General features: G+C 34.0%; 12 protein-coding genes. All 12 read right to left on the bottom strand.

All coding sequences use genetic code 11. The features are described 5' to 3' along the window. Positions 1–16: 16 nt before the first annotated feature. The 12 genes from BM183_RS03520 to BM183_RS03470 all read right to left on the bottom strand — a co-directional run bounded on the left by BM183_RS03520 (position 17) and on the right by BM183_RS03470 (position 11588). Positions 17–1117 carry a hypothetical protein gene (locus BM183_RS03520; protein WP_091684430.1) on the bottom strand — a complete coding sequence of 367 codons (1101 nt, stop codon included), beginning with the start codon at positions 1115–1117 and terminating at the stop codon, positions 17–19. An 83-nt stretch (positions 1118–1200) separates the two neighbouring features. Continuing rightward, positions 1201–1845 carry a 5-bromo-4-chloroindolyl phosphate hydrolysis family protein gene (locus BM183_RS03515; protein ID WP_091684428.1) on the bottom strand — a complete coding sequence of 215 codons (645 nt, stop codon included), beginning with the start codon at positions 1843–1845 and terminating at the stop codon, positions 1201–1203. Between the two features lie 12 nt (positions 1846–1857). Beyond that, a complete protein-coding gene (locus BM183_RS03510) occupies positions 1858–3408 on the bottom strand; it encodes a substrate-binding domain-containing protein (protein WP_242960836.1) in 1551 nt (516 codons plus the stop codon). A 374-nt stretch (positions 3409–3782) separates the two neighbouring features. After that, positions 3783–4292, bottom strand: a complete 510-nt coding sequence (locus BM183_RS03505) for an AAA family ATPase (protein WP_091684424.1) — start codon at positions 4290–4292, stop codon at positions 3783–3785. Between the two features lie 37 nt (positions 4293–4329). Then, positions 4330–5064, bottom strand: a complete 735-nt coding sequence (locus BM183_RS03500) for a hypothetical protein (RefSeq protein WP_091684422.1) — start codon at positions 5062–5064, stop codon at positions 4330–4332. A gap of 1142 nt (positions 5065–6206) precedes the next feature. Next, complete coding sequence (locus tag BM183_RS03495; RefSeq protein WP_091684421.1) at positions 6207–6872, bottom strand: hypothetical protein; 666 nt, start codon at positions 6870–6872, stop codon at positions 6207–6209. A 168-nt stretch (positions 6873–7040) separates the two neighbouring features. Further along, positions 7041–7427 (bottom strand): Ig-like domain-containing protein, encoded by a 387-nt coding sequence (locus BM183_RS03490; RefSeq protein ID WP_170847876.1) that lies wholly within the window; start codon positions 7425–7427, stop codon positions 7041–7043. A gap of 119 nt (positions 7428–7546) precedes the next feature. Further along, positions 7547–7822: a hypothetical protein gene (locus tag BM183_RS03485; RefSeq protein ID WP_091684418.1), complete on the bottom strand. Its 276-nt coding sequence runs from the start codon at positions 7820–7822 to the stop codon at positions 7547–7549. Positions 7823–8405: 583 nt separating this feature from the next. After that, the gene (locus BM183_RS03480) at positions 8406–8756 is read right to left on the bottom strand and encodes a DUF2200 domain-containing protein (protein WP_091684417.1); all 351 of its coding nucleotides are present in this window, start codon (positions 8754–8756) and stop codon (positions 8406–8408) included. Between the two features lie 174 nt (positions 8757–8930). Next, a complete protein-coding gene (locus tag BM183_RS03475) occupies positions 8931–10832 on the bottom strand; it encodes an HD domain-containing protein (protein ID WP_091684415.1) in 1902 nt (633 codons plus the stop codon). A 248-nt stretch (positions 10833–11080) separates the two neighbouring features. Then, a complete protein-coding gene (locus BM183_RS21215; protein WP_276326317.1) occupies positions 11081–11206 on the bottom strand; it encodes a hypothetical protein in 126 nt (41 codons plus the stop codon). 124 nt (positions 11207–11330) lie between these two features. Next, positions 11331–11588, bottom strand: a complete 258-nt coding sequence (locus BM183_RS03470) for a DUF5688 family protein (RefSeq protein ID WP_091684414.1) — start codon at positions 11586–11588, stop codon at positions 11331–11333. Positions 11589–11630 lie beyond the last annotated feature (42 nt).

The following is an 11630-nucleotide window of genomic DNA, read 5'->3' as shown; positions in this document are numbered from 1 at the left end:
ATTAATAATTTTATTATTAATTTTTAAGTGCTTCAATTATTTTATCATAAATTTCTTTCTGCAACCCCTTTGTTGCGGAGGTTATTTCCTGAGGAATTCCTTTTACTGGCACTGAATTAACATCGTATTCGCCGCCTACCACACCGGTTCTGAAGCCGTATTTTTCCCATGCAATTTTCTGAATTTCCGGGTCAGCCAAAGCATCCACATAGGATGTGCCATTCTCTGAAAAGCTCATTATACAATGAGAATTCCATATAGTTGGATTCGGATACAGTATTCTTACCTTGTCCTTGACCTTATTAAAGCCGTCAGGATTGTTATTGGCAAAATCAATAATGGATTTTTCATAATCCACTATCATAGGATAAGCACCCTTTCCCATTCTAAGATACAAGTCAAATAAATCGGCGGGAGTATTGTTCATAAAGCCTGAAAGCTTGTAAAAATCCTTGAGTTTTGGAAGTACATTGTCAATATTGCTTTCATCCACATATCCTTCGTTCATAATTGATGCCAGCAAGCCGTAGTATGTTGTACCAGGTGAGGATGTCACCGGATCTGTGCTGGCAATATTAATTTTACCGTATATGTCCTTTATGCCTATATCCGACCATTTTGTATTGTTTTCAATGTATGACAAAACCGCCGGCATATCAACAATGTAGTAAGTATCCTGAATTTTTTCCACTAAACCATTTGATATTAGAGTATCACATATGGTGTCCCAGCTGTAAATCACTATGGGAGTTGATAGGACAATATTGGATTTTAGTGTTTTTAGCCTTGGAGCCTCGTCGGCAGCTGCAGGTCTTTTATAATATTCATAAAATCTTTCGTCACTGAAAAAAACAAAATCATAGTCCTTTTTTTCCTTTGTTTCTATAGTATCCTTAATAAGCTTGTTATTGCTCCAGTTGTCAACCTTCAAGTTTATATTGTATTTATCATGTAAAATTGCCAAAATATCCGGGTCTGCAAGAAAGTTTTCCTTACCGCCTCCTACTGCGCCCATCACGGTAACCGCCTTATCCCTCGGCTTCATTATAACTGATACGGTTATACCTATTACAATAACTGCCACAAAAGCAATTACTCCTTTTATTATATTTTTCATATTAATCCTCCATCTTCCAGTATCCGTGAATTTGGGCATAAGCACAAATTCATCGTTTGAATTATGTTTTTTAATAATTCAAACTATCCTCCCATAAAATCTTTATTATCCATAAGTCCTTCTGATTTGAATAAAGCCGTCATAGCAGCCATTTCAGCCTTACTGTCCAGAACATCCTTTGAGAAAAGGCTGTAATATTTTTTATCGAAGGCATCTGTTATCTGAGTTAGAAATTGGTAAAACTGCGAGGCAAATTTTTGTGCTTCATCTGCTTTAAATGAGCCTTCGGCCAAGTTTTCATAGGTATCTAAAATATTAATCAGCCCGGGCAAATAATATGAGGAAAAATCATTCAGCTTCGTGTAGAGAGAATTGTCTTCCATAAGTGCATCTGATATTTTTAAACACGTTTTATGGATTGAATCCATCATGATTATAATGTCCGGAGATATAATATCCCTCTCTACATTCAGGCTCCTAAATTTATCCCCATACCTTGAAATGGAAGAACTGTAATCAATAATTGATTTACGGACCTTATCGTAAGCATTTTCATCATCTTTTAAGTCAATCTTCAATTTCTTTTCCTTTTCCAGAGTCTTTATTGTAAATAAGGTTATTATCAGGCAACCTGCACTGCTTAAGATGGATATTGCAATGTTGTCGCCTATAAGCCAGACTGCAAGGAATACTACTGCGGAAACAACACCAAGAAATATTTCTTTCATATTGAATCTCCTCTAATTATATGCTCTTATTTCCTTAAAGGCATTAATAAGGTCTATTCTGCCGTCAAAGGTCTTGCCTTTTGTAAGTCTGCTGATTTCATCCAACTGCTTCGGATTTGCCTCACCGAACATAATTGAAAACACAGGTATATCGTAAGAGTTACCTTTACGGAAACCTCCGATTGATGCACCATCTGTCATTAAAACAATGGATTTTGTATATAAATCAGTATCAAAATCCTTTAGTATTGTGGCGGCATGCTCCACCGGCTTGTATATATCCGTTCCTCCCCCAGCCTCCGTATCCTTTATTCTGGATATCAGGTCAGCTGTATCCGTTCCAGATAAAGTTGAATCCTCCCATTTAAGTTCTTCTGCAAATGGAATAACAAATATTTTGTCCCTTTCCGAAAACTGTATCATATCCTCTGATGCCAGCTTATAATCCAATATCATTTCCATTGCCGCAACAAGTTGTTCATTTCCTTTCCCATACATACTACCTGAATAATCAAGGCAAAAAACTACCACAGAAGGTTTTCTGAATAAATCCTGGTAAAGATTCAGTGCACTTTTAATTACAGGGCTCGCCGGGTATTTAATAGGCGACAAATACGCATTCTTATCAATTCCATATGATTCCTTAAAAACCTCATGGTTTGATACCTGACCTCCATAGGTGGTTCTTCTACCCATACTTTCAAGCTTTTGCTGGGTGTCCGCTGACAATAAAAAGCTTTGAAGCTTATTAAAAATTTCCAGCTTATTATCATTATTGTTATCTATGTACGCAAAGGGACTGTCCGAAACGGAAACTCCGTCAGAGGGATAAATGAATCTTAAGGGTTCTCTATTACTTTTTATTAACTGATTGTTCAGTTCTATTAGCGAAGATTCGTAGTTCACAAGTGCATCGTAGTCGCCATCATTGAAGATGTCTATTAAGTATTCATCACTGCCGGAGTTTCTGACTACTCCTTTAAACAAGGTCTTTAAACTTTCTTGAAGATCTTCTGATTTTAAGTCTTCCTCTGTCAAAACCGGAGGATTACCTGCCAGACAGTTTAAAAATCCTATGTAAGCTGATGCACCGCTGTTTGTTTGAGTAACCGACGGCATTAGAAACTTTAAATTTCCTGCTTCTACTGCCTGCACCAAGTCATTTACAACTGTGTCTTTACTAAATCCCAAGTCTTTATACCTGCTTTCCTTTACCGCAAATATCACAGGATTAACAGATATAGATTTTGAATTTTTTAAAACGGAGTTTGAGATGGAAGCATTCCATATACTATTTGAAGACCATACAGCATCATAATCCTTTTGTGATGACTTTATCATGGAAGGAATATTTAAAGACCCTGTGTACTCAAATTTTAAATCAATTTTATTTTTTTTGGCAAATTCCAAAAGCATTTGCTCTAAATCCTTATTTTCACTGCTTGACAAAACAGTGAATGAATTGTCCTTTGCTTTACTATCATCAAAAGAACATGAGCATAGAGAAAATAGTAAAGCTGCCAGCAGAAGGACAATAGCTATTTTTTTGAACAAAATTATCACTCCTCACCTTTTTAACTACAATTATAGCATATGTCTTTTAGAATTTATACATAAATTTACCATTTCATTATTGATGATACAGTTATAAAGTAAGCCCACAGGTTTTTACCTGTGGGCAAATCTATATTTAAAATTTTCTATTTTTTCATTTCTGATTCCATCTTTATCCACCATGTAATTGTATCTTGGTCGCTGGCTTCTATTTATTTTAAACGTAATGACTGCATTATCATTTCTTTCAATTTTACTGCTCCTCTTATAATAATAAAGGACACCTTTGTTACTGGTATCCATTTGTAATATGCCAAAAAGGTTTTACGTGATTTTAAATAAAAAAAAGCACTGATTTTGTAGTAAAATCAATGCTTTCAAACTCAAAATCTCCGCAAAAACTTATTTACTTGCCTGCGATTTTTCAATACTATTTTGTTTACAGCACTTTCATTATTAAGCATATCATAAAACCGTTTTCTATTCGTCTTATCATGGTTCCAAATAGCCTTTATAAACTCAATTTTTTGTTTATTGAATTTTTCAGGGCAATAACCTCCCATATCAAAGCGGCTTTTCCCATAATTTTTTACCACTCTTTTTATAGCACCATAAACACACATAGTTCGTGAGAAATCCATGTAAATCACAGTATCACAATACTTTAGTCTAAGAGGTATTGAACGATTCATATTTCCATCTATAATCCATTTTGGTTTTGAAAGCTCTTTCATTAGCAACTCATCAAATTCATCTTTTGAAGCATTTTTCCAATTATCTCTCCAATATAGAACATCAAGGTGAATTAATGGAAGTTCCAATTTGAGGGCTAATTTTTGTGCCAATGTCGTTTTTCCGCAACCATTGCCACCTATAATCAAAATACGTTCCATAAAAACCTCCACAAATTTACCTTGAACCCATCACATTCTACTCTACTACAAAACTTTTCCAACCATCTGCTGTCATTACCCGTACTTTTTCTAAGGTTATATCATAATACATAGTTCCCACTGGAACTTTTGCTTTTGATAATTGAGGATTTAAATCACTATCTGTCACTCTTTTAGGTGCTGCACTTCTCCTTTGTAATGTTAAAGGGGTGTAAAAATTAGTCCAGCCTTGGGAGATATCTACCCCCTTTTTCTTCTCATCTGAACCAATTTTCACCCAACCAAATCGACGTTCCTGCTCATATAATCCTGCTGGTGAATAAGTTTGAATACATGCAAATGTCTCATGAAATTTGCCCATCATTAATGTTAATCGACTCAGCTCATTCCCTGACCAACCTTCAAATACATGCCCTCCAGACACAAAGCGATTGTTCCATCTTCCTTTTCCACCTCGTACAGATATCATGGTGTCTGATTCTAATACTCCATTCACTGTATTAAACACTGGTTGTTCATTGCTATCAAATCCATAATAATAACGTACATCCTTCCACTTATCCCAATCTGGGTCAACTTCTTTACTTACCTTTACGTATTTATCTTCTAAGTATGCGTCCAAATCTACAGAATCTACTTCTGTTTTTACCTTTATCCCAATATTATCTTCTAGTCGGATAACCTTAATCAATAATATAGTGGTTATTGTAGTTAACACGACAAGTAAACCAATGGTTGTAGATAGTAGTACTTTTACGTTTTTGTTCTTCATCTGATCTCTCCCTTAACATATTCATGGTATATCATTCGCTTTATCACACAATCGATAGGCCTTGGTATCCTCAAACATTATAATTTACTTTAAATCGTTCATTCTACTAATTAGAATCCCCCATATATTCCAATTTCAATACCTCTCTAATATAACTAATATTTAATTTCAAATTTATCTCTATGTTAATTCATACCTTCATTATATATAATCTACGTATAATTTGTCTATAAGTACCTCCTAACTTATCATAACTAAATTATACATACTCTATCCAATTTTAGTAAAACCTTCGTTACACCTCCAAAGGAGCACGTTTAACTTATTTGCTATCCTCACTAAATTTATCAATCAAAAGTTCCAATCCAAACGGATTGGAACTAATCATTACAAACGGAGACGGTGGGATTTGAACACCTGTATAATTGGGTTAATTACTTGATTCAAGCATTTTACTTGGCCACGATGGAGTCGGGAAGTGTCTTATGTAAAGCTACTTACTATTATTGAATTAAAGACTAGCGTGTCCAAAGGTGTCCTAATCAAAACGGTCAATTCTATTCTTTTGTTATATTATTCCATTCACTTTTACTAAGTTTGTTATTAAATCCCTGCCCCTCAATCTCAATACTATCTATTAATCTAACCACATTTCTGTATTACCCTATTTGAAGGGATATTATATGTTAATGCAGTGGCATTCAACACATTAGTATTAGTGTTCAAATAAGTATTTAATTAGACCTTGTACAGCTTGAGTTGCATACCCCTTACATGTATAACCTTTTGAAATAGCATATATCTCTCTATTGGTGGTGGTAATTCTTCTTTTAAGCCTGAAACAATCCAACACTCATTTGTGTCTCTTTTAATATAATTCCTAATGACAGAGCATGTCTAAATAAAAATGTGCCACCTAATTAGATTAAGTAGCACTGTTTTGTAAGTGTATAAAATAATTCTTTATTATCGATTCAATTTTATTTATATAACTAAAGCTGACACACAATCGAATGAATTTTATGCCTAATTGTGAATTAAGGTTTTATGATTACAACAAAGTCCGCAACTACAACGTAATCTCACCAAATCTTAAGTTGTAATCTACTGAAAGCTCTTCTTCTCATCCTATTATCCTAACTTTACTTAGTTGATTCAATCAGATTATTCGCTTCCTCTTCACTTTGATACAGATGTAATCGTAACACTATGGCATAGTCAGAGCTTTTTAGTATATCCTCCTTCATATTCTGTGTATCAATGGAACCAAATTTTAATTCATCTCCATTTAAATCAAACAGCCTTGCCACCAGAATATACTCTTCGCCTGGCTCTACCTTGATTTTTTCTTCTCCAGTTTCAGATAATATACTATGCGTACTGCCTATCCAGTTTTTCTTGTCTGGAAAATAAAACTTGTGAGTTCCTGATGTTATTCTGGCTGCTTTATTTACATTAATGAATTTCCACTCAACACCTGGCCCCTCAATACCATCATCTTTAATTAGATTAGAAATAACATACAAACTTTCATAATCTGAAGTGCCTCCATAAGAGATGATATCTTCTTTTAACCTTTCTCCTGCTACCCATTCCTCTAGACAAAGTGACATACCGCCTATGGTATCATTAAACATAAAATCGAATAAAGTACACATATCACCCCAAAAGCTAGAAATAATCTTCTCACGTTCTGTTAACTTAACATTCGTTATTGTGTTGGCATTTTTCTTAGAACATCCAATCAATAAAATGCTAACAACAATCATAAATGCTGCAAACTTATAATTTGAAAAACTTTTCTTCATATAACCCCTTTCGCATTTCGGATAATTTTGTTATATCATCCGTAAGCCAAGTTTTTATAATTGAATTCCATCTGATCCCCTTTTGACCTGGCTAAGTCATTCTCCAGATATGGGACGTTAAGCCTTGTAACAAAATAGTAGTACTATTGGAATCTCTTATACATCTCTTCAAAAATTAGTTCTCTTAATTTCGCAATATGCAGGGTCATTAACCGTATTATAAAAGTAACAGTCAAGATATATATATTTAATTGTTTTTCCAAAATTATTCTGAAGGGTTATATATGGTTCTACACCCCCAAGAAAATTTTTATCGAAACTTGCTTCTGTAATATATAACTGTGGCCTAGCCTTAATTGTAACTTTGCATTTCACTGTATTCGAATTATTTATTTTCGCACTAATGACACAGCTTCCTTGCTTTATACCTGTAACATTTCCTGATTTATCAACTATAGCAATTTTTTTATCTGACGAAGTCCATGTAACTTCTCCTACAAACTTACCACCTTCTGCTGATTTAACAGTTATTTTCTTACTGTTCCCTGCAAGCAAACTCAGTTCGCCGCCAGCCATAGAGTTTTTTTTAGTTTATGTAGTTACATTTTCTGTACTAAAAGTATAATTTAATCCATCAGAAAATCCAAAAATATCAATTGTATATGTTCCCCCATCTAATATAACCGTCTTCGCTTTTGTTTCTCCTGCATTAACCTCCCATTTAAAAATTCAGACTCATCATCTTCATAATAAAGACTAAAGTATATAAGGTTTTCATCAGCATAATAATAATCTTCTTCGTCTTCCGTAGGTCGTTCCTTCACCATAACACGTATCTTTACCTTCATTTTGCTTTTTAAAGTAAATGTGTAATATTGCGAATCAATATCTAAACTTGTAGCAGATATTTTTTTACCAATAGTTATTTTAGCTTCTGACTCTGGTAACATTTTGATGGATTAATTAATATACAACTTACAAAAAGTATACTAAAAAAGTAAATAATATATTAGTAATTGTTTTCAAACTTAACCCCCCCTATTATCTTATAGGTATATATTACCATTTGTGGGGCTAGAAGTAAAACACACTTTATTATGGTACCTGTAAATACTAACTTTTTTGCTCTTTATTATTTTTACTGCAAATCCACCACATAAACCACGTTCAATGAAGGTTTTTCCATTATGAGATACTATTATTTGTTTTATAATCAATACCTAGACCATGAACAACCTTATGAAGATTTGCCTTCTTGTTAATAATTCTGCCCATTCCGCGCCTGTTTCATTTAGCCAATCTTCCCATGTTGTTATATCCGCTCCCTTAAACCAATTATGACCGAGTTCATGTCCTAATAATGAAATTGTGTTTTTCCTAATTGCATCTTTATCTTCTAAAATATTTATTTTGTCAATAACTATGAGTTCTTCGCTTAAATATGCTCCGTAGCCTTCTTCAAGGCCTAAAGATACAATATTTATCTTATTAATTGTTTTTTCATTGAATACTGATGGATTACTTTTTTAATTATTATTTCCGTAAAATCTTATCCATCGCTTTCCCCTTTGCTAATTCATCTATCAACTTATCCAAATAACGAATTTCCTTCATAGTTGGTTCTTCAATATCTTCCACTCGAACCCCGCAAACCACACCTTTGATTAAAACCCTGGATGGATTCAGGTGCGGAGCATTCGCAAAGAAAGTCTCAAAGTCCGTCTGCTTTTCTAGTTGTTCCAGTAACCCTTCCTGGCTATATCCTGTCAGCCAACAGATGATTTCATCAACTTCTGTTTTAGTACGTCCTTTTCTTTCTGCCTTGGTAACATAATGGGGATAAACACTAGCCACACTCATTGTATAGATATGATGTTTTGTCATGATATTCCCTCCCAAATTCCCATTACATCAGGGAAATATTCTTTTTCTATCAAACACTTTTGCACATCTATAGTCATACATATAACCTCCAATTATACTATTTTAAATAATGTAATAAATTCATAAAAATAAATTAATACGGGTTTTCTTTCTGACAATCAATCTGTTTTTATACTATATCAGAAATCTTTTCATAATCTCAACTCCAATTCGTTTACCGATGCAACTTAACAGTTCTTCTCTTTTCTCCTTTAGAACCCCGTCCTCATCTTTTGCTAAAATGTAAATATAGAAGACCGGCAGATAATCGGAATCAAGCTGTAAAATATCAGCAATTCCACTGATATCTTTTAATGTACAAATTGTTCCCTTATGGTTATAGAAATAAATTGGAGAATCTAATCCAATCGAAATCCGTTTAAATAAAGTAACCGTATCATAAGTCTTAAGACCGGTAACTATATGATTTGTTTCCATTTCCACGATTTCTCTAACCATCTGTTCAAAGGCTTCGATTTTCATTTCCTTACTATATCTCCAAATAAAGGACAAAACAAAGCCAGAAGAATTTTTCATAGTATTCTCTAACATTTGATGAATCAGCTCCGTGGATCTTTCCCTACAAGACAGCTCTTTTTCTTTTTCTAGAAACGCTTCAATCTCGTCTTTTTGTTTCATTATCTCTAGTTTCACAGCGTCGTCAATAATCTTAAAATTCTCACTCCGTTTAATCATGGAATGATACCGCTTGCTATTACGCAGCAATTCCGCCAGACGTTGTGCCAACACAAAACCCCCAGTGCCTTCTTCAATCTCTTCATTATGATAATATTCCGTATAATAAATTTGCCTCAATACGGTCATTAACCAGGAGTCATTCCATTGAGAAAGTGCATTTGCTTTGATTGCTGACTTTTTATCCCCCAATGGAAACCAAAGTCCTGAGATATCAAATGGTATCAGTACTTCGCTGTCACGCTGTGTTTCCGATACTGTTTCATTTAAATATTTCTTTACCAAATCTTTCACAATTCCTTCCAGAATATAATCAGATTGGATGACTCTATGATGATATATAATATCTTTATAGCTATTATATCTACGCTTAACAAAATCCTCCACTGAACTTACTGCTTTTAATGGAACACAGAAAAAAATCTCTCCGTTCTCCACAATCAACTGCATATCATTAATAATTCTGCTATACTCTATCTTTCCAGAATCCTTTCCCGAATTGATTACATCTCTCGTCACATAATCCAAGCGGTCTCCGTCCAAACTAGAATCAATAATCCTATGAAGATACCCGAATGCCCCATCTTCTTCAAAAATTCTTTTTACACTTTCTAATATAAGAAGTTCAAATAAATTCTCATCGTATTTCTCATCATCCTCTGAAATTGGCACAATAATTTTGCTTAAAATACCCTCACTGATCTCGTCACCCATTTGTTCGTGTAATTTCTTATTACCCTCAAAGTATTTCGACATAATATAAACAAATTCTTTTGCATTTTCATCTTCACTAACTGCTTTGTCTTTATACTCCAGGTAAACATCTTTCAACGCAAACTCCACTATATGACTAAATGGAGGATGTCCGATATCATGTAACAATGCTGCTGCCCTGATTGATTGAATGAGGATAAGGTAAATAACTTTATACTGATCAGGGATATTGTTCGGTATAAGGGAATGTCTCAACTTATCTAGTTCAATCTGTGGCATCGCCTCCGGGAGTCTGCTACCTAATTTTTCTTCACAAACATCCATCTGCTGTTTTAATCTATCTAAAATCGTGGCATATTCTCTTTCAAAGATTTCAAAGAATTCACTCAACATAGAATCTGTTGTATTCAGTAACGATTGAAAAAACATATCAGAACAAAGTTTCATCGTACCAACGGAGTGTTCAAATCGTTTGGTCCGATTGGTTGGAAATGTTAGATATACCGTAGAATTTTGATATACATCATGGAGACGGTTAAAACCAATTGTTGAAACAATTCTTCTTTCATATTCAGTTAATGAAATTAATCCATGAATGGAATCGTTCAAATAAATTCCTTTTTTCAAGTCAAGCCTCCTACTATTTTTTATCCATTATAAAGTATCTCCACTCATAAATCTACTGATTCAATGTAAATGTATCACGTATCGAAATTATCTATTAAATTCTATTAGCTTGCCTATGTCTCTAGTTATCTTGATTTGATTTTCCCTCGTTAGATTGTGCCAATGCTTTGCATACCCAAAACAAGGGCAACCGTCTTATGACTGCTGCCCTTGTTTGTGATCATTCGATCTACTTTATCTATATTTTATTATTTAGAAGCTGTTTCACCAGCAATACGTCCAAATACAACAATATCTACAACAGCATTACCACCTACTCGGTTAGCACCATGAATACCAAGTACAAATATATTACAATGGAAAAGTCTATACATTTGTACTTAAAATACAAATATGTAATAGACAAACGGGTATTCCCACTTGCCTACAGGCAAGTTTTTCCGTTTACGCTATTTGCTTATAACCTCATTGCCACTACATGGCAGTTTCAGCAGAAACTTAACATCTGCTGAAGGTAAGGACTGAAACCTCTGTTGCGTTTTGTAGCCGCTCTCCTGCTTCTTCCTTAATCACATTTGCATCCTTAAGCATATCTTCTATGATTTCTGATTCTGTCGCACCCTGCTTATACTGTTCAAAATAATAATTGAAGTATAGATATGGATTTTCTTTTTCATACATTAAAATTGTATCCAATACAACGCCGTTATTCTTTCTTACCGTCTTCCGCTCCACTGCTACGTCTGTTCCTACCATACTAATTCAATAAATAAAAAAAGACTGGCACAAGGTTTTATT

This window comes from Anaerocolumna aminovalerica (assembly GCF_900115365.1).
Classification (GTDB): Bacteria; Bacillota; Clostridia; order Lachnospirales; family Lachnospiraceae; genus Anaerocolumna; species Anaerocolumna aminovalerica.
The sequence above is the reverse complement of the archived record's forward strand: the minus strand, read 5'-3'. Positions and strand labels throughout refer to the sequence as shown.